At 70.9% G+C, this 18,461-nt stretch carries 20 protein-coding genes; 5 read left to right on the top strand and 15 right to left on the bottom strand.

What is annotated here, in order from left to right:
* Positions 1-54 precede the first annotated feature (54 nt).
* Positions 55-846, bottom strand: coding sequence for a thioesterase family protein (locus tag ABD841_RS24210; protein WP_344976099.1), 792 nt, complete (start codon positions 844-846; stop codon positions 55-57).
* A 191-nt stretch (positions 847-1,037) separates the two neighbouring features.
* Between ABD841_RS24210 and ABD841_RS24205 the strand changes: the two genes are divergently transcribed.
* On the top strand, positions 1,038-2,945 hold the full coding sequence (locus tag ABD841_RS24205; RefSeq protein WP_344976096.1) for a DUF3352 domain-containing protein: 1,908 nt from the start codon (positions 1,038-1,040) through the stop codon (positions 2,943-2,945).
* Between the two features lie 328 nt (positions 2,946-3,273).
* On the opposite strand, the gene ABD841_RS24200 is transcribed toward ABD841_RS24205, so the two are convergent.
* The 6 genes from ABD841_RS24200 to clpS all read right to left on the bottom strand — a co-directional run bounded on the left by ABD841_RS24200 (position 3,274) and on the right by clpS (position 6,189).
* Positions 3,274-4,221 carry a PLP-dependent cysteine synthase family protein gene (locus ABD841_RS24200; RefSeq protein ID WP_344976093.1) on the bottom strand — a complete coding sequence of 316 codons (948 nt, stop codon included), beginning with the start codon at positions 4,219-4,221 and terminating at the stop codon, positions 3,274-3,276.
* Between the two features lie 90 nt (positions 4,222-4,311).
* The gene (locus tag ABD841_RS24195; RefSeq protein ID WP_344976090.1) at positions 4,312-4,590 is read right to left on the bottom strand and encodes a MoaD/ThiS family protein; all 279 of its coding nucleotides are present in this window, start codon (positions 4,588-4,590) and stop codon (positions 4,312-4,314) included.
* 88 nt (positions 4,591-4,678) lie between these two features.
* Positions 4,679-4,816 carry a hypothetical protein gene (locus ABD841_RS24190; RefSeq protein WP_344976088.1) on the bottom strand — a complete coding sequence of 46 codons (138 nt, stop codon included), beginning with the start codon at positions 4,814-4,816 and terminating at the stop codon, positions 4,679-4,681.
* An 85-nt stretch (positions 4,817-4,901) separates the two neighbouring features.
* Complete coding sequence (locus tag ABD841_RS24185; RefSeq protein WP_344976086.1) at positions 4,902-5,318, bottom strand: M67 family metallopeptidase; 417 nt, start codon at positions 5,316-5,318, stop codon at positions 4,902-4,904.
* Between the two features lie 9 nt (positions 5,319-5,327).
* The gene (locus ABD841_RS24180; protein ID WP_344976083.1) at positions 5,328-5,852 is read right to left on the bottom strand and encodes a DUF2017 domain-containing protein; all 525 of its coding nucleotides are present in this window, start codon (positions 5,850-5,852) and stop codon (positions 5,328-5,330) included.
* Between the two features lie 49 nt (positions 5,853-5,901).
* Positions 5,902-6,189 (bottom strand): ATP-dependent Clp protease adapter ClpS, encoded by a 288-nt coding sequence (gene clpS, locus ABD841_RS24175; RefSeq protein ID WP_344976080.1) that lies wholly within the window; start codon positions 6,187-6,189, stop codon positions 5,902-5,904.
* 46 nt (positions 6,190-6,235) lie between these two features.
* Here clpS and ABD841_RS24170 point away from each other — a divergent pair, with 46 nt between their 5' ends.
* Both ABD841_RS24170 and ABD841_RS24165 read left to right on the top strand, forming a co-directional pair.
* Positions 6,236-7,519 (top strand): nicotinate phosphoribosyltransferase, encoded by a 1,284-nt coding sequence (locus tag ABD841_RS24170; RefSeq protein ID WP_344976078.1) that lies wholly within the window; start codon positions 6,236-6,238, stop codon positions 7,517-7,519.
* Between the two features lie 5 nt (positions 7,520-7,524).
* Positions 7,525-8,100 (top strand): nicotinamidase, encoded by a 576-nt coding sequence (locus ABD841_RS24165; RefSeq protein ID WP_344976075.1) that lies wholly within the window; start codon positions 7,525-7,527, stop codon positions 8,098-8,100.
* A 19-nt stretch (positions 8,101-8,119) separates the two neighbouring features.
* On the opposite strand, the gene ABD841_RS24160 is transcribed toward ABD841_RS24165, so the two are convergent.
* Positions 8,120-8,455, bottom strand: coding sequence for a hypothetical protein (locus tag ABD841_RS24160; protein ID WP_344976072.1), 336 nt, complete (start codon positions 8,453-8,455; stop codon positions 8,120-8,122).
* 198 nt (positions 8,456-8,653) lie between these two features.
* Here ABD841_RS24160 and ABD841_RS24155 point away from each other — a divergent pair, with 198 nt between their 5' ends.
* Entirely contained in the window at positions 8,654-9,328 is a 675-nt protein-coding gene (locus tag ABD841_RS24155; RefSeq protein ID WP_344976070.1) for a hypothetical protein, read from the top strand.
* A 186-nt stretch (positions 9,329-9,514) separates the two neighbouring features.
* Here ABD841_RS24155 and ABD841_RS24150 read toward each other — a convergent pair whose 3' ends face one another.
* From ABD841_RS24150 to ABD841_RS24125, 6 genes are all read right to left on the bottom strand, one after another.
* The gene (locus ABD841_RS24150; protein ID WP_344976068.1) at positions 9,515-11,266 is read right to left on the bottom strand and encodes a DEAD/DEAH box helicase; all 1,752 of its coding nucleotides are present in this window, start codon (positions 11,264-11,266) and stop codon (positions 9,515-9,517) included.
* 173 nt (positions 11,267-11,439) lie between these two features.
* A complete protein-coding gene (locus ABD841_RS24145; RefSeq protein ID WP_344976065.1) occupies positions 11,440-12,192 on the bottom strand; it encodes a hypothetical protein in 753 nt (250 codons plus the stop codon).
* Between the two features lie 98 nt (positions 12,193-12,290).
* Complete coding sequence (locus ABD841_RS24140; protein WP_344976063.1) at positions 12,291-13,679, bottom strand: MFS transporter; 1,389 nt, start codon at positions 13,677-13,679, stop codon at positions 12,291-12,293.
* Complete coding sequence (locus ABD841_RS24135) at positions 13,676-14,410, bottom strand: zinc metalloprotease (RefSeq protein ID WP_344976060.1); 735 nt, start codon at positions 14,408-14,410, stop codon at positions 13,676-13,678. Before ABD841_RS24135 ends, ABD841_RS24140 begins: the two co-directional genes overlap by 4 nt.
* Positions 14,411-14,779: 369 nt before the next feature.
* Positions 14,780-15,031: a DUF3039 domain-containing protein gene (locus tag ABD841_RS24130; protein WP_344976057.1), complete on the bottom strand. Its 252-nt coding sequence runs from the start codon at positions 15,029-15,031 to the stop codon at positions 14,780-14,782.
* 199 nt (positions 15,032-15,230) lie between these two features.
* On the bottom strand, positions 15,231-16,817 hold the full coding sequence (locus ABD841_RS24125; protein ID WP_344976054.1) for an MFS transporter: 1,587 nt from the start codon (positions 16,815-16,817) through the stop codon (positions 15,231-15,233).
* Between the two features lie 154 nt (positions 16,818-16,971).
* On the opposite strand from ABD841_RS24125, the gene ABD841_RS24120 reads away from it, so the two are divergent.
* Positions 16,972-17,715, top strand: coding sequence for a TetR family transcriptional regulator (locus ABD841_RS24120; RefSeq protein ID WP_344976052.1), 744 nt, complete (start codon positions 16,972-16,974; stop codon positions 17,713-17,715).
* Here ABD841_RS24120 and ABD841_RS24115 read toward each other — a convergent pair.
* Positions 17,712-18,290, bottom strand: coding sequence for a YqgE/AlgH family protein (locus tag ABD841_RS24115; protein ID WP_184539149.1), 579 nt, complete (start codon positions 18,288-18,290; stop codon positions 17,712-17,714). The two genes, ABD841_RS24120 and ABD841_RS24115, sit on opposite strands and share 4 nt — an antisense overlap.
* Positions 18,291-18,461: the final 171 nt, after the last annotated feature.

Below are 18,461 nucleotides of genomic sequence, written 5' to 3'. Positions count from 1 at the left end.
ACGTCTCGCCGAAGACCTAAACCAGGAGTGATCACCCGGTTACCCAACACTTTCTCAGCCGCGGCCGACGCGGGCGAGCTGGCGCGACTGGGCGACCAGCCGACCGGCCGAGTCCCAGACCTCGACGTCCTCGTCGAACCAGCCGTCGCTGATCAGGCGTCCGCCGGCGATCAGCGTGAGCAGGCCGGGGGCGGGCAGGGCACGCAGGTGCCAGGTGAGGTCGACCGTGGGGGCCCAGCCGCGCTTGCCCGCGGAGAAGACCACCGGCGGGAGGGCGTCGACGGCGAGGGCCAGCACGTACGGGTCGGGGTCCTGCGGCTCGGCCAGCCGGAAGTAGGCGCGGGCCTCGGGCCGGCCGGTGGGCCTGCCGTCGAGCCAGCCGATGGTGGGCGGGTCGAAGAACATCTCCACCTGGGCGTTGAGCGTTATGCCCGACTCGGGCTTGGGATCGGGCAGTTTGACGCACCGCTCGACCGGCGGCATGGCCGCCGACGGGCCGTCCGTCCAGTCGGGGGTGACGTCGCCGAGGGTCGCGGTCGTGACCAGGGCCTCGATGAAGGACACGCCCTCCTGCACGAGGGTGGCGCGGGCCATCGTGGCGGTACGGCCGGTCTTGATCTTTTCGAGCCGCACCTGGGCGGGGCCGGGCCGCGGCGCGCGCAGGAACTGGGCACTGGTGGTCACCGGGTGGTCGTGCGGGGAGGCGTCCACGACGGCGCGCAGGAGCACGGCCATCAGGTAACCGCCGTTGAGGGGGCCGCCGATCGAATATCCGGGATCCAGGCAGACGTCGTAGGTGGTCTCGTCCACCCGGATGGCCTGCGTCGCCTCGTCGAACTTCGTCATCCACGCTCCCGAACCTTGTTCTGGAGGGACAACTGTACCGACTCCGTTCGGACCGCGCCTCCCCGCCCCCCACCCGGAGTGGAACCGGATGCGCTTAGATGCACGGGTCACACAGTTAGTTCAATGCAAGCGGCTTGCTAGCAAAGTGCATTAACTTCTCTTTATCCAAGAAGTCCACCTTGTGAGTGATCATGCCTGCCAGCAATCCCCCCGACCAGTCCTTCCCGCCGGGTCAGCAGCCCGACAGGACGATCGCCTACCGTCGGAACGAGGGCACGCCGCCGAACGCGCAGCCGCACACCCAGTCCTATCCGCAGCCGGGCCAGCCCTATCCCCCGCAGAACCAGGGCGGCCACCAGCCGGGCCAGCCCTATCCGCAGCAGAGCCAGCCCTATCCCCCGCAGCAGAACTACGGGCAGCAGCCCAGCTGGCAGCAGCAGAGCTACGGGCAGCCGGCCGGTCACCAGCCCCTGTACGGTCAGCAGGCCTACGGGCAGCAGACCACGCAACAGCAGCCCGGCTGGCAGCCCCAGGGTTACGGCCAGCAGCCCAGCTGGCAGCAGGGCCCTGACTTCCTGAACGCCGGACCGGCCGCCACCCCGCCCAAGCGCAAGGGCGGCAAGGGGTGGCTGCTCGCGGTGATCGCCGCGCTGGTCGTGGCCCTCGTCGGCGGTGGCGGCGCCTTCGCGGTCAACCTGCTCAGCGGCGGCGGCACGCAGCCGCACGACGTGCTGCCCGGCAGCGCGATCGGCTACCTGCGTCTCGACTTCGACCCCGCGGCGAACCAGAAGGTGGCGCTGTTCACCATCGCCCGCAAGTTCACCGTCACCAGAGACTCCTTCACCGGCGACGACCCGCGCCAGGCGTTCTTCGACATGATCAAGAAGGACACCCAGGACCTCGGCAAGGTGAACTACGCCAACGACATCGCGCCGTGGCTCGGTAGCCGCATCGGCGTGGCGGCCCTCGCCCCGGCCAAGGGTGCCAAGGAGCCCGGCCTCGTGGTGGCCGTCCAGGTCACCGACCAGGACAAGGCCAAGGCGGGCATCGCCAAGCTGATGGACGGCGAGAAGTACGGCATCGCCTTCCGCGACGACTACGCGCTGCTCACCCCCACCCAGGAGCAGGCAGACCAGGCCACCCAGGCCACCCCGCTGGCCCAGAACGCCACCTTCTCCGACGACCTGAACGCCCTCGGCGAGCCCGGCGTGCTCTCCTTCTGGTTCGACGCCGGCAAGGTCGCGGGGCTGGCCACCGACCTGGCTTCCGACCTGGCCTCCAGCCTGGCCGCCGACTCGGCCGCCGGCTCGGCCTCCGACCTGACCACCCAGAACCAGGCCGCCCTGGCGCAGCTCAAGAACGTCCGCGTGGCGGGCGCGCTCCGCTTCGACGGCAACTACGTGGAGCTCGCCGGTATCAGCCGCGGCGCGCAGGACATGGGCGCCCCCGAGCCGTCCCGGATCGGCACGCTCCCGGCCTCCACCGCGGGCGCGGTCTCGATCTCCGGCCTCGGCGAGATCGTCAGCAAGCAGTGGACGCAGCTCATGAAGTCGGCCGGCCAGACCTCCGGCGGCGCCGAGGCCCAGCAGTTCGTCGACCAGGCCCGGCAGCAGTACGGGCTGAACCTCCCCGCGGACCTGGTGACCCTGCTCGGCGAGAACATCACCCTGGCCGTGGACTCCAACGGCCTGGACGGCAACCAGCCGAAGTTCGGCGCCAAGATCGTCACTGACCCGGCCAAGGCCCAGGAGGTCGTCGGCAAGATCGAGAAGCTCCTCGCCGCCTCCGGCACCGTCACTCCCCAGCTCGCCAAGGTCTCCGGCGACGGCACCTTCATCCTGGCCGGCTCACAGGACTACGCCGCCGAGCTCGCCAAGGACGGCACCCTCGCCGACAGCGAGAGCTTCCAGCTCGCCATCCCCAACGCCGACGAGGCCACCTACGCGGTCTACGTCGACCTGGACAAGGTGGAGAAGCTCTACCTCGGCGACCTGCAGGGCGACGAGAAGGCCAACCTCCAGGTGCTGCGCGCCGTGGGCATCAGCGGCACCCAGTCCGGTGGCGACGCCTCGTTCTCCTTCCGGGTCCTGTTCAACTAGCGCGGCCCCACCGGGGCCGCCGCACGGCAGGCGTCCCCTCCGCCCCGGTCACCTCCGGGGCGGAGGGGACGACAAAGGCAGAGCACGGCAAGACAGGACAAGAAACGACAAGGGCGGGCGTCCCACCGGGGACACCCGCCCTTGCTCCTTCGCTTCCGCCCCGCCGATCCGGCACGCGGCGTCTCCTCGCCGGTCCGGGCACACGGACATCCGGGGCGCGTACGCTTCCCGCCGGCGCGTACCCCTCGCCCGGGCACCGGCCGGGCCCGGAAGCACGACCGTGCGGCCGGGCCCGCGCGAGCGCGGCCCGTCGCCCCGGACGGGCCCGTCAGGCCCAGAGCTGGCCTTCGAGGCGCTCCTCGGCCTCGTCGAGGGTCCCCTCGTAGGCGCCGGTGGACAGGTACTTCCAACCGCCGTCGGCCACCACGAACACGATGTCGGCCCGCTCCCCCGCCTTGACGGCCTTGCTCGCCATGCCGAGCGCGGCGTGCAGGGCGGCACCGGTGGAGACGCCGGCGAAGATGCCCTCGGCGGCCAGCAGCTCACGCGTACGCCGGAGCGCGTCGCCGGAGGAGACGGAGAAGCGCGTGGTGAGGACGTCGGGGTCGTACAGCTCGGGGATGAAGCCCTCGTCCACGTTGCGCAGGCCGTAGACCAACTCGCCGTAGCGCGGCTCGGCGGCGACGATCTTCACGTCGGGGACGTGCTCGCGCAGGAACCGCCCGACACCCATCAGGGTGCCCGTGGTGCCGAGGCCCGCCACGAAGTGGGTGACGGTCGGCAGGTCCTGCAGGATCTCCGGCCCCGTCGACTCGTAGTGGGAGCGCCAGTTCGCCGGGTTGCCGTACTGGTAGAGCATCACCCAGTCGGGGTTCTCCGCGGCCAGGCCCTTGGCGACCCTGACCGCCTCGTTGGAGCCGCCCGCCGCGGGCGAGGAGATGATCTGTGCCCCCCACATGCGCAGCAGCTGGCGGCGCTCCTCGGAGGTGTTCTCCGGCATCACGCAGATCAGCTTGTAGCCCTTGAGCTTGGCGGACATGGCCAGCGAGATGCCGGTGTTGCCGCTCGTCGGCTCCAGGATGGTGCAGCCGGGCTGGAGCAGCCCGTCCTTCTCCGCCTGCTCGATCATCCACAGCGCCGGCCGGTCCTTGATCGAACCTGTCGGGTTGCGGTCTTCGAGCTTGGCCCAGATCCGCACGTCCTCCGAGGGGGAGAGCCGGGGCAGGCCCACCAGAGGAGTGCGGCCGACCGAGTCGATCAGTGAGTCAAAGCGCATGGTGTGTGGCTTCCGCCTCGTGTGAGCAGACCAAGGACATCGGCGTGCGCCGCCCACCCGCCCGGCGGAGCGGTGGGCGGCGCGGCGCGGCTAGCGGGAACCGCCGGCCACGGCGGGCAGGACGGTCACCGTGTCGCCGTCGGCGACCGGGGTCTCCAGCCCGCCCAGGAAGCGGACGTCCTCGTCGTTCAGGTAGACGTTCACGAAGCGGCGCAGCGCGCCCTTGTCGATCAGGCGGTCCTTCAGCCCGGGGTGTCGGGACTCGAGGTCGCCGATCAGCTCCTCAAGCGTGGCGCCGCTGGCGTCGACGGCCTTGGCACCGTCGGTGTAGGTGCGCAGGATGGTCGGAATGCGAACCTCGATGGCCATCGCGGGTCAATCTCCTTGGTGTCGTCATGGGAGTGCAGCCCACCGGATCAGAACACCGGCGGGCGCCGGAGGATTCCAGAAAAGCCGGTCAGCGACAGTCGTAGACGACGACGGAGGGGGTGTGCGCGAACAGGAAGTTCTGGACCGGCGCGACACCCGCGTACCGCACCCGCGCACCGGGACGCGGCGGCACGGCGTCCTCATGGCTCGGATGGGCGGTCAGCATGCTCGCCAGTCTACCCAAAGCGTTCCTTCTCCCTCACGGCCGTATCGCCTGCCGGACACCGGCGTATCGGCCACCGCGACACCGGTCACGCCGAGACGACCGTGACCTCTTCCTCGCTCACGACGCCCTCGACGATCCGGTACGAACGGAGCTCCACCTCGTCCCCCAGCTCCTCACGGGTGGAGACCAGCAGATAGTGGGCGTTCGGCTCGGAGGCGTAACTGATGTCGGTGCGCGAGGGGTAGGCCTCGGTGGCGGTGTGGGAGTGGTAGATGACCACCGGTTCCTCGTCGCGGTCATCCATCTCCCGCCAGACTCGCAACTGCTCCATCGAGTCGAACCGGTAGAAGGTGGGCGACCGCTCGGCGTTCTCCATCGGGATGAACCGCTCGGGAGTGTCGGAACCGATCGGCCCGGCGATCACCCCGCAGGCCTCGTCCGGGTGGTCCGCCCGGGCATGCGCGATGATCTTGTCAACCAGTTCCCGCGAGATCGTGAGCATGTCTGGAAGTTACCAAAGGGCCCGGACCAGGGTGTCCTGGAGGTAGGTCAGCCAGTCGTAGGTGACGTACGCCGGATAGCGCGGATCGTCCTCCGGCATGTCGGCGATCTCGTCGTGGATCTCCTCGGTCACCTCCAGCCGGGTGCCGAGCGCCAGCCGAACATCGTTCAGCGCGCGCATCCACGCCTGCGCCTGCTCCCTGGTGAGCTCCACCCGGCCCGGCTCGGCGCTGTCGAGCATGGCCTGCGCGTCGGCCCGCTTGCCCTCGCGCAGCGTCGCCTCGGTGTAGCGGCGGAACTCCGCGGCCTGCTCGTGGTCCTCGTACGCCGAGGGAAACAGCCGCGCCAGCACCGGATCACTGGACGGCTCGGAGGGACCGATGCCCAGCGCGCGCTCCAGAGGATCGTCACCGGTCTGGCCGGGCTCGATCAGGCCCAGGATCTGCGCGACCAGCGAGCGCAGGATCGAGACCTCGGCGGCGTCGAAACTCGTGATCACACCGCCGTCGCGCCCCGGCTTGAACCCCGAACTCATCTCTCTCCCACCGCTCCTCGCGGACCCCGCCCGAAACCCGCCCGCCCGTTCACGAATCCCGCTGGACGGTGGCCCACAGACCGTAGGAGTGCATGATCTGCACGTCGCGCTCCATCTCCTCGCGGGTGCCGCTGGAGACCACGGCCTTGCCCTTGTGGTGCACGTCGAGCATCAGCTTCTCCGCCTTCTCCCGCGAGTATCCGAAGACGGTCTGAAAGACATACGTGACGTACGACATCAGGTTGACCGGGTCATTCCAGACGATGGTCAACCATGGCAGATCGGGCCGTACGTCGCCGGCCGGACGCTCAACCTCCACTGGAGCGGTGCTACCCACAATCACCAGTCTGCCCTACCTCGGGCTTAGTCTTCGACTCGTGAGAATGAGCATGAGCAGTGCGTTGCTTACCGATCACTATGAGCTGACGATGGTGGAGGCGGCGCTGCGCAGCGGCGCGGCCTCCAGACGAGCGGTGTTCGAAGTCTTCGCGCGGCAGTTGCCCGGCGGACGGCGGTACGGGGTCGTCGCCGGCACCGGCCGGGTGCTCGACGCCCTGGAGGCGTTCCGTTTCGGCGACGACGAACTCGCCTTCCTGCGGGACAACGAGGTGGTCGACGAGCCCACGCTGGACTTCCTCGCCGGCTACCGGTTCGGCGGGGACGTGCGCGGCTACCCCGAGGGCGAGTGCTACTTCCCCGGCTCCCCGATCATGACGGTGGAGGGCACCTTCGCCGAGGCTGTGCTGCTGGAGACCGTGATCCTGTCGATTCTCAACCACGACTGCGCGATCGCCACGGCCGCCTCCCGCATGGTCCACGCCGCGGGGAACAGGCCGATCATCGAGATGGGCTCGCGGCGCACCCACGAGAAGGCGGCCGTGGCCGCCGCGCGGGCCGCCTACCTGTGCGGGTTCGCCTCCACCTCCAACCTCATGGCCGGGCGCGTGTACGGCGTGCCGACCGCCGGGACGGCGGCCCACGCCTTCACACTGCTGCACGACTCCGAGGAGCAGGCGTTCCAGGCGCAGATCGACTCCCTCGGCGCCGGGACCACGCTGCTCGTCGACACCTACGACGTGGCGCGGGCGGTGCGGACCGCGGTGGAGCTGGCCGGCCCCTCCCTCGGCGCCGTCCGCCTCGACTCCGGCGACCTCTGCGAGGTCGCCCGGGAGGTCCGCGCGCAGCTCGACGCCCTCGGCGCCCACAAGACACGGATCATCGTCACCAGCGACCTGGACGAGTACGCCATCGCGGCGCTGGCCTCCGCGCCCGTGGACGGCTACGGCGTCGGCACCTCGCTGGTCACCGGCTCGGGCGTGCCCACGGCCGCCCTGGTCTACAAGCTCGTCGCCCGCGAGGACGCAGACGGGATCATGCGGCCGGTGGCCAAGAGATCGGTGGGCAAGCCCAGCAGGGGCGGGCTCAAGCAGGCCTTCCGCAGCCTCGACGCCACGGGCACCGCGGTCGCCGAGCTGGTCACCGTCTCCGGGGAACCGCCCGCGGACGCCCGCCCGCTCCAGGTTCCGCTGGTCGGCGACGGCGAGATCGTGGGCCGGGAGAGCCTGCAGGCGGCCCGTGACCGGCACCGCGCGGCCGTCGCCGAACTGCCGGTCACCGCCCACCAGCTGTCCCGGGGGGACGCCGCCCTCCCGACCGTGTTTGACTAGTCCACATGGCAACCGCGCTGATCGTCGTCGATGTGCAGAACGACTTCTGCGAGGGGGGAAGCCTGGCGGTGAGCGGTGGCGCCGAGGTCGCCGCCGCCATCTCCCGCCATCTCGCCTCGCACGGCTACGACCATGTCGTGGCCACCCGTGACTTCCATGTGGACCCCGGCGACCACTTCGCCACCCGACCCGACTACGTGAACTCCTGGCCCGCTCACTGCGTCGCCGGGTCTCCCGGCGCCGGCTTCCATCCCGCCCTGGACACGGCCAAGGTGGAGGAGATCTTCAGCAAGGGTGCCCACGCCGCCGCCTACAGCGGCTTCGAGGGCGCCGCGCCCGACGGCACGAGCCTGGCCGACTGGCTCGCCGCGCGCGGTGTGGACACGGTCGACGTCGTCGGCATCGCCACCGACCACTGCGTGCGGGCCACCGCCCTGGACGCGGTGGCGAACGGCCTGTCCGTCCAGGTGCTGCTGGACCTGACGGCCGGCGTGGCCCCCTCGACCACCGAGGCCGCCCTGACCCAGCTCGCATCCGCCGGAGCGCGCCTCACCGGCACCCCGGTCGTGCGCCCGGCCTGACCGGCCCGCCCGGTCCGGCTCAGTTCTGCGACATCCCGAGCAAGAGGATGATCCGGTCGAGCTTGCCGTCCATGACCACGTAGTTCTCCTTCATGGCCCTGGAGTCCTCCTTCAGCGTGCCGACGTCACAGGTCAGTACGTCAACGGTCCGCCGGACCTCCTTGAGCTCCTCCTTCACACCGTCGACATCCCTCTGGACCACGGCGAAGTCCTCCTTCGTGGCGCACTTCGCCACGTCCTCCCTGACCTGGTCGAGATCCTCCTTCGTGGCGAGGGTGTCCATCCTCGCCATGATCTGCTCGAACATCGGGGCCACGTACTCCATGATCTCTGCACGGATGATCTCCGCCACCATGGTTCCTCTTTCGACGAAAGTACCGGGGTACCGGCTGGAGGGGGCCGGAGTGAATGCAGGGACACGCTACCAACGGCGAATACGTTTCGCATTTGAACGATCACAGAGCGGAAAGGAAAGGTTAAACCTCCACACCACAGCGTGCGACAGGAGTATTACGAAGAGCTGCAATCCTCTTACTCCCGGTGGTGACCTCACATGTTCTTGCTCGGTGTGTCGTGGTTGGTACTGGCCCCGCTGTGCCTGTGGAACCTCTTCCGGGGCGGGGCGATGGTGCGGTTGACGAGCGTGCTGGCGCTGGTCGCGTTGGAGGGGGCCACGATCTGGGCCGGCGCCCAGCTTCCCCGCCCGGCTCCGATCGCCGCGCCCCCGTCCCCTCCGGCCGCCGCGAACCCGGGCGCGAGCCCGACCGCGAATCCGACCGCGAATCCGACCATGGCCGCGGGAAGGACTCCGGCGGTGGCGTATGGCGGCCAGGCGGCACGAACCACGCAGGCGACGCAGGGCGGCGGCCACGGCGGAAACGCCGCCTCCTGCCCGGCCAGGCTGCCCGCGCCCGAGCGGCTCCGGCTGGCAAGGCACCAGGGGACGCTGCGGGGCGTGACGCTCTTCTGGACCGCCAGGGCCGACGAGTGCGACACCGCGACCGTCGTCCTGCGCCACCGCAACCGCACGATCAAGGTGTGGATGCGCGAGGGCGGGGCGCAGGAGCGCTCCGGGGCCGCGGACCGCCGCTCCGGGGTCGTGACCGGGCCGGTGAGCGTGACGGGCGGGGTGGCCTCCGTGCAGGTGCGCCTCACGGCACCGCTGCCCGGCGCGGGCGCCCTCAGGGCGGTCGACGGCCGCACCGGCCGGCCGATCGCGCTGAGCTGACCCGGTCGTCGCCCGGCCGGGCATCCGGCACACCTCGGCGGCGGGCCCGGCCGCGCGGAAGGTACCCACGACGGCGAGCCCGGCCCGGTACGGAAGACACGATGCGGGGCGCCCGGAAATCGCCGGTCCGCCGCGGGGCGACCTGCGTCGCGGAGGACACGACGCGGGTACCCCGGGGCACCCGCGTCAGTGGGACCGCTGGGTGGCCCAGTGGCGGATCTTGTCGATCCGCTGCTGGATCTGCTCGACGGACGCCTGCGCGATGGCCGGGCCGCCACAGGCCCGGCGGAGCTCGGCGTGGATGACGCCGTGCGGCTGGCCGGTGCGGTGGTTCCACGCGCCGACGAGCCCGTTCAGCTCCCTGCGCAGATTGGCGATCAACTCGTGCGGGGCGAGCTCGGGCTCCTTCGCCTCCGGCTTGTTCCGCCTGGCCTTCATCTGGTCGGCCTGGCGCTTGCTCAGCAGGGTGCGGACCTGATCGGGCTCCAGCAGGCCGGGCAGGCCGAGGAAGTCTTCCTCCTCGGGGGAGCCGGGCTCGGCGGCGCTGCCGAACTCGCCGCCGTCGAACAGGACCCGGTCGAAGGTGGCGATCGCCTCCAGGGTCTCGAACGGCAACTCGTCACCCAGGACGTCGGGGTTGTCCTTCTTCCGCTGGGCGTCTTCGAGCAGGAAGTCGTCGAGCCCCTCCTCCGGGGGCTTGCGGTCGAGCACGTGGTCGCGCTCGGCCTCCATCTCCCCCGCCAGCCCCATCAGGGTCGGCACCGAGGGCAGGAAGACCGAGGCGGTCTCGCCGCGCTTGCGGGCGCGGACGAAGCGGCCGACGGCCTGGGCGAAGAAGAGCGGAGTGGAGGTGCTGGTGGCGTAGACGCCGACGGCCAGGCGCGGGATGTCGACGCCCTCGGAGACCATCCGGACCGCGACCAGCCAGCGCTGCTCCGAGGCGGAGAACTCCTTGATCTTCTTGGAGGCCGTGGGGTCGTCCGAGAGCACGACCGTCGCCCCCTCACCGGTGATGTTCCGGATGTGACGGGCGTAGGCGCGGGCGGTCTCGTGGTCGGTGGCGATGACCAGGCCGCCGGCGTCGGGGACGCCCTTGCGCACCTCGGTCAGCCGCCGGTCGGCCGCCTGGAGCACCTGCCGGATCCAGTCGCCCTTCGGGTCGAGCGCGGCCTTCCACGCCTGACCGAGCTGGTCCTTGGTGAGCGGGGTGCCGAGGGTCGCGGCCAGTTCGTCGCCCGCGCGGGTGCGCCAGCGCATCTCCCCTGCGTACGCGAGGAAGATGACGGGCCGGACGACACCGTCGGCGAGGGCCGGGCCGTAGCCGTAGGAGTAGTCGGAGACGCTGCGCCGGACCCCCTCACCGTCCTCCGCGTAGGTGACGAACGGGATCGGGTTGACGTCGGACCTGAAGGGGGTGCCGGTCAGGGAGAGGCGGCGGGCCGCCGGCTCGAACGCCTCGCGCACGCCGTCACCCCACGACTTGGCGTCGCCGGCGTGGTGGATCTCGTCGAAGATGACGAGCGTCTTGCGTGCCTCGGTGCGGGCGCGGTGTAGTGCCGGGTGCATCGACACCTGGGCGTAGGTGATGGCCACCCCGGTGTAGTCGCGGGAGGTCACCCCCTGGCTGTTCTTGAACTCCGGGTCGATGGGGATGCCGACCCTCCCCGCGGCGTCCGCCCACTGCCGCTTGAGGTGCTCGGTCGGTGTGACGATCGTCACAGCCCGGACGATTCCCCGGGAGAGCAGCTCGCTGGCGATGCGGAGCGCGAAGGTCGTCTTGCCCGCACCCGGCGTGGCGACCGCGAGGAAGTCGCGCGGCTCACGCCTGCAGTACAGGTCAAAGGCCTCCTGCTGCCACGCGCGAAGCTTCGGCGCGGTGCCCCAGGCGGCACGGTCCGGGTAGGAGGGCGAGAGGTGGGATGCGGCGGAAGTGCTCACAGTGTCACCAGAGTAATCGGCATCAACGACAAGACGTGCCGATCTGCCGAGATCCTCGCCAAGGTCGCCCCCACGTGCTAGGGGGGCCGGGCACCGCCCGGCGGCGGGGGAAATGTACGGGATGCCCCGGTGGGCAGGCGGGCGGCGGGCGACGCCCGCCGGGCCGGGAACGGTCAGCGCAGTCCTTGGATCACAGTCTCGATCTCGGCCCGGACCGTGGGATCGTCCGGTTGCGCGACGGCGACCACCACGACCGGGCGCGCACCGGTCCCGGCGAGGAAGACCACCCGGAGGTAGGCGGGCCGGTTCACCACGTCCACGTACTCGGCCCGCACCGAGCGGCTGTGCCCGGCGCGCCCGCCGACGGCGATCGACCGGTCGTCCACGACCTCCACCTCGTCGCCGTGAAGCAGCAGCCGCGCGTACAGGTCGCTCAGCTCGACGGCGGCCGCGCGCGCGTCGGTGGCCGGTTCCGCCGGCCTGATCATGACGGTCACCGTCCCGCCGTCACCCGCCGACGAGGTGAACGCCGTGACCGGCGGCACGGTGCCGGCGGTCCAGCCCGCAGGCAGCGGGTGACTCACCCCCGCGACCGGGTCGCTCGCGCGGGTCGGCGGCGGAGGCTCGGGCAGCGCCCGTATCACCGCGACCATCCCGGCGACGATCCCGGCGCAGGCCGCCAGGACGAGCAGCACACGGGCCAGGCGGCGCAGGCGACCGGTCTTACGGGGCGGAGGCGGGATGGGCGTGCCGTACCAGCGGGCCGAGGGCGGGAGGTCGTCACCCGGCTCGGGGATCTGCGGAGGCCAGGTCAGGCGGGAACGGTCGGTCTCGCGCTCGGACCGGCCGGGCGGCGGCGCCGCCGGACGCGGGTCGTCGGGCCCCGAAGAGTAGGGCCGGCGCGTACGGCGAGGTCGTTCGTGCACGGCACCTCCTCCCGGTGGTCACGGTCATACCGTCCTACCACGCATCGCCCGGTGTGGCCCGGCTATGGGCGATCAGTGTTACAGGAGTGACCAATGAGTCATGAAACCTCTCGCATGCGCCCGGCCGCGGCCGTCCCGAGAACGCCGATCGCGGCCATCAGCACGGCGATCGTGACGTAGCCGGTGGCGATGTCGTCGTGGCCGATCAGGTTGACCAGCGCGCCGCCGATGCCGATCGTGAGCGCGCTGCCGAGGGTGTCGACGACCTGCAGGGCGGCGGAGTTGGCGCCCTGCTCGGCGTCGGGCGACTGGCGCATCGCGGTGACGTTCACGCTCGTGGTGCCGACGCCCATGCCGAATCCGGCGACGACCCAGGCGGGCACCGTGATCCAGCCGGTCACGCCCGGCACGATCGCCAGCAGCGTCAGCAGGATGCCCGCGGTGACCGCCGCGGCGCCGATCCGCACCAGCAGGGGGCGGTCGCCGGTCCAGCGGGTCTGCAGGTAGGAGCCGGTCGTCCAGCCCAGGGCGCCGATGGTGAGCGCGACCCCCGCCGCCCCGACCGAGAAGCCGCGCACCTCGGTCAGGAACAACGGGATGAACGCGTTGACCCCGAAGAACGCCGACGAGAGCACCCCGCGCATCATGACCGTGGTGGGCAGGCCACGGCCGAACCTGAGAGCCCGGGGAGGCAGCAGCCTCGGCAGCCCCAGGACGAGCACCAGCAGTCCGGCGGCGACGGCGACCCCGCCGGGCACCGGAGAGCCGTGCAACAGGTCCACGCCGTACAGCAGCGTGCCGGCGCCGGTCGCGGTGGCGGCGGCGGCCAGGGTCATCGCCAGCGGGCGGGACCGGGGACCGGGCGCGGGCTCGGGCAGCGGTCCCTCGCCGCCGCGCAGCGCGGGCAGGAGCATGACGAGGGCGGGCACGACCAGGGGCACGATCCCGTAGAAGACCCACCTCCAGCCGACCGTCTCGGCGATGAGGCCGCTGAGCCCGGGGCCGACCAGGGCGGGCAGCACCCACGCCGAGGAGACCGCGGCGAACACCCTGGGCCGGGTCTCGGGGACGTAGACCCGCGCGATCATCACGTAGATCGCCACGATGACCGCGCCGCCGCCCAGGCCCTGCACGGCCCGGGCCACGATGAACAGTTCCTTGGAACCGGCGGCGCCGGCCATGGCCATGCCGGCCGCGAACAGGCCGACACCGAGCACGAACGGCACCGCGTGGCCTCGCCGGTCGGACCAGAGCCCGGCGACGACGTTGGCCAGCAACCCGGCGATGAGGAAGGCCGAGAAGCTCAGGCCGTACAGGTCGAGCGCGTCGAGGTCCTTGGAGACCGCGGGCATGACCGTGCCCACGGACATGCCCTCGAAGGCGATCAGCGTGACGACGAGCAGGATGCCGAGGGTGGCTGTTCGATACTCGGGACCGAAGATCCGGGGTGGTTGGTACGGAGCGTCAAGTGTCTTCGGTACTGTCACCTGTCAAGGGTAGTGTCCGCCTCCGGCGCCCGGTAAGCGGCCCACATCTCCTGCATCCTCAACGCCTGGCCCGGTGTGAACTCCGACATGCAGCGGTCGTCGGAGTAGTCCATGAAGTTGTGGAGCGGGTCGGGCCCGTCACCCACGCAGGTGTCCTTGCCGGCGGGGCAGCCCTGGGTGGGTTGTCCCTCGGGCGCGGTGTCGTCGACGCCGTCGCCGGGCGCGGCGCAGCCGTGTTCGAAGGTGTGCAGCAGCCCGAACCAGTGACCGATCTCATGGACCCCGGTGAACCCGCGGTCGAAGTTGCGCAGTGACCCGCCGGGCAGGCTGCGCCAGTCGATGACCACACCGTCGAGCCTGGGGTCGCTGCGGTACAGGTAGGGATAGGTGGAATAGCCGAGTACCAGCTCGCCCAACTGGGCGACATAGAGGTTGAGCGTCTCCGCGCCGCCCTTACGGGCACGCTTGATCGACCGCTCGAAAGTGACCGGGTCGCGGAACCACGCCGCGTTGACCGTGCGGGTGATGCCGTCGAGCCGGAACCTGATCCCGGTGTCGGCCCCGCCAAGTTCCCCGCCGTAGGCGGCGTTGAGCATGGCGACCTGGCTGCGCACCGCGGTGTCGGACGCCCCGAGACGGCCGTCCGTGAGGACGTGCGCCCACATGGGCACGGTGACGGGAAGCCTGGGCAGACGCGCCGACGGCAGGCGGCGCCTGAGGTCGGCGAGCATCTCGGCGGCCTGCCCCGGAGGCGGCGCGTGCGGCTCGGATCCACGTCCGGGCGCCGTCTCGGTGGCCGGCGCGATCCGGAACCCTTCGGACCCGCGCCCGGGCGCCATACCGCGGGTGGCTCGCACGCATCCGGACGGATCAGGCGCCCCTCCGGACGGAGCGGCCGCGGCCGGGGATGGATCGGCCACAGCGGACCCCGGGACGGGGCGGTGCGGAACGGTGCCCGCCGTGAACAGGCATGCCGAAACGACGGCGATCGCGCGCCGAACCATGGACTCCCCCGACAGATCCCAGCCGCTGGTCGATCGTCGCCCCCCGGCGACATCCCGACCGTAGCCTCATCGGTGGCGATCACCCATGAACAACACTCACTCGTTGGTGTTGTCTTCGCCCTTCGGCAGGCCCGAGTAGATCTCCTGGCACTCCGGGCAGACCGGGAACTTCTGCGGGTCGCGGTTCGGCACCCAGACCTTGCCGCAGAGCGCGCGGACCGGAATGCCGCTGATCGCGCTCTCCATGATCTTGTTCTTCTCGACATAGTGGGCGAACCGCTCGTGGTCGCCATCGCCGTGCGACAGGTTCGGCCGGACGTCGCTCTCAGGGAGAATCTTCGTGCTCACCCTGACGATTTTATGCGCGCACCACCGCGGTCCGGGCGCCGGCACGGCACAGGCGGTACGCGACCGCCGGCACGGAGCGCGCGACCGCCGGAACGGGCGGTACGCGACCGGACGAGCGGCCGCGCGACCGACGGGTACGGCTCCCGCCGGAACCGGCGGGAGCCGTACGGGAAACGCGGCAGCCTGTCGTACGGGGGCGTCAGCCCATGTGGATCGGGGCGCCCTCGGTCTTGCGGCCCGCCCTGACGAACAGCGCGAGCAGCGCCGCGAGCACGGCCACCCCGGTGCTGACGGTGAAGCCCAGGTGCATGCCGTCCAGGAAGGACAGGTGCACAGCGCTCTCGATGGCCCGCACGACCGGCTCGGGCGTGCCGGGAGCCGCGCCGGCCTCGGCGAAGGCGGCGCCCTTCTCGACCAGCTCCATCTGCTCCGGAGGGAGGGGGGGAAGCTTGGCCGCGGCCCAGTGGCCGGGGAGCACGTCGGCCACCCGGCCCGCGACGATCGCACCGAGCACCGCCGTGCCCATCGACCCGCCGACCTGCATGGCCGACTGCTGCACGCCGCCGGCGACGCCGCTGAGCTCCTCGGGGGCGTTGCCCACGATGACCTCGGTGGCGCCGACCATCACCGGGGAGAGACCGAAGGCGAGCAGCACGAACGGGATCGCGCTGTCCACGTAACCGGCCGCCAGGTCCAGGCGGGAGAGCAGGAACATGGCCACCGCGGTGATCAGCATGCCCGTCGCGATCGTGACCTTCGGGCCGAGCTTGCTGATCGCCATGCCCGCGAGCGGCGAGGCGACGATCATGCCCGCGCTCATCGGGAGCATCCGCAGGCCCGAGTCGAGCGGCGACAGGCCGTGCACGCCCTGGAAGTAGAACGTGAGGAAGAACATCGCGCCGAACATCGAGAAGGCCATCAGCACCATCAGCAGGGTGCCGACCCCGACCGAGACGTTGCCGAACAGGCTGAGCGGGATCAGCGGCTCGGCGGTCCTGGTCTGCCAGAAGACGAACACGCCGCCGAGCACCACGGCGCCCGCGAGGAAGGCGATCGTCTTGACGTCGCCCCAGCCGTAGTCGGGGGCCTTGATGATCGCCCAGACCATGCAGAACATGGCGCCGGAGAGCAGGACGACACCGAGCCAGTCGATCCTGGACAGCGCGCCCGCCCGGCTCTCCTTGATGACGAACATGCCGACGAGCAGCGCGACCACGCCGACCGGGACGTTGATGTAGAAGACCGACTGCCAGTTCACGTTCTCCACCAGGAGACCGCCGACGATGGGGCCGGCGGCGCTGGACAGGCCGATCGTCGCACCCCAGACGCCGATCGCCATGTTGAGCTTCTCAGCCGGGAAGGCGGCACGGAGCAGGGCGAGCGCCGCGGGCTGCAGCAGGGCGCCGAAGAGGCCCTGGAGCACGCGGAAGGCGATCAGCATGGTGATGGAGTCGGAAAGACCGATGGCCAGGGACGTGGCGGCGAAGCCCACAATGCCGATCATGAAGATCCGCTTGTGCCCGAACAGGTCGCCGAGCTTGCCCGCCGTGATCAGGAACACGGCGAGTGCGAGCAGATAGCCGCTGGTCACCCACTGCAGGTCGGCGAGGGACGCCTTCAGCTCGGTGCCGATCACCGGGTTGGCGATGGCGACGACGGTGCCGTCGAGCATCACCATCATGACACCGAGCGACACAGCGAGCAGGGTGAGCCACGGGTGCCCCTGCCTGGACGACGTCCCCGCGCCGGACGGCGGTGATGTGGTCACCATCTTGACTTGTGCCATGGAGGCGCCCCCTTGTGATTTCTCGTCACGCCTCCATCTGAGGCGTCAACCTGGGGTAATTTATGGCAGACACTGACAAGTGACAAATCCTTTTATGAGGCACATAGTGACTTATGGCAGTCTGTGAACTATGCGTTTCGAAGGGGTGACAAGCATGGGTCAGCCCGGCCTACGTGAGCGGAAGAAGCAGAAGACACGGCTGGCGCTCATCGACGCGGCTCTCGACCTGTTCCTCAGGCAGGGCTACGAGGCGACGACCGTCGACCAGATCGCCGCGGCCGTGGAGATCTCCCCCCGCACGTTCTTCCGATACTTCGCCACGAAGGAGGACGTGGCCCTCTCCCTGCCCGTCGACAACCAGGAGATCATGGTCGCCGAGCTGGCCGCCCGGCCCGCGGACGAGCCGCCGTTCACCGCGTTCGCACACGCCGTACGCGCGGTGATCACCATGCTGAAGCAGGGCGATCCAGCCGACACCGCCAGGTTCCTCAAGTCCCGTAAGGTCATCGACGGCACGCCGGCGCTCTTCGCCGGGAGTGCGCGGCGGATGATGGAGAACGAGCGGCGGCTGGTCGCGGAGCTGGCCAGACGCGAGGGCTCCAGCCCCGACGACCTGCTGCCTCACTTCGTGGTCGCGCTCTTCACCACCGTGGCCCGGGTCGGCTTCGAGTTCTGCGGACCCGATGACCCGGACGACATCACCGCCGTCGCGGCCCGCCTGGAGGCCGCCCTGGCCATGGCCGAGCGCTCCCTGCGACCCGGCTGGGACCGCCCGCACCCGCCCGCCGTCACCCACCCCACGGACGGCGCCGTCGGCCTCGGGCACGCCGCCCCTCCCGCGGGCCGCGCGCCCGGACGGCGTCCGCCCGCCGGCCGGGAGGGCCGGGCCACCGGCTAGTTCATCGACGGGTCGTCGGGGCAGGTCGCCACGTAGGCGAGCTCGCCCCGCTGGCGGCGGAGCACCGCCCGCCACAGCGACTGCGGCTCGTGGTGGAAGGTGTCACCGGGCTCCGCGTCGACGACGTACCAGGCGCCCTCGCCGATCTCGTTCTCCAGTTGCCCGGCCGACCACCCGGCGTACCCGGCGAAGATCCGCATCTGGGCGATCTCCCCCGCGAGGATCTCCGGCGGGGCGTCGAGGTCGACCGTGCCGAGCCTGGACACCGCCGGGGTGCCCGCGTGCAGCCGCCGCCAGCCGAGCGGCTCCTGCCCACTGGGGACCGCGGCCAGCGCCAGCGCGCTGTCGGTCTGCACAGGACCGCCCTGAAACAGGACGGACGGGCCGGTGACCATGGTGTCCCAGGTGGGGAGCACCTGCGTCACCGCGATGTCGCTGGGCCGGTTGAGCACGACACCGAGGGTGCCCCCGTCGACGTCGTGCTCCAGAACCAGGACCACGCTGCGCCGGAAGTTGGGGTCGTCCAGTTGGGGCGTCGCCACCAGGAGCCCGCCGACGTAGATCGCCTCCGCCATACATCCATCATGAGGGGTGAACCCCCCGTCGCGCTCCTCCACCCCCTGTTCCGATGCCCGGCTTCACATTGCGTCACGGAGAGGGCGCGCGCCATCACCATGAGCGACGGAGCGGCGAGGGCGGACGGGACGGCCCGGGGCGGCGGGGCGGACGGGGACACGCCCGCCCCG

The sequence above is a fragment of the Streptosporangium fragile genome, assembly GCF_039534445.1.
GTDB lineage: Bacteria > Actinomycetota > Actinomycetes > Streptosporangiales > Streptosporangiaceae > Streptosporangium > Streptosporangium fragile.
Note: the sequence above shows the minus strand (reverse complement) of the source record. Positions and strands in the feature narration are given on the sequence as shown.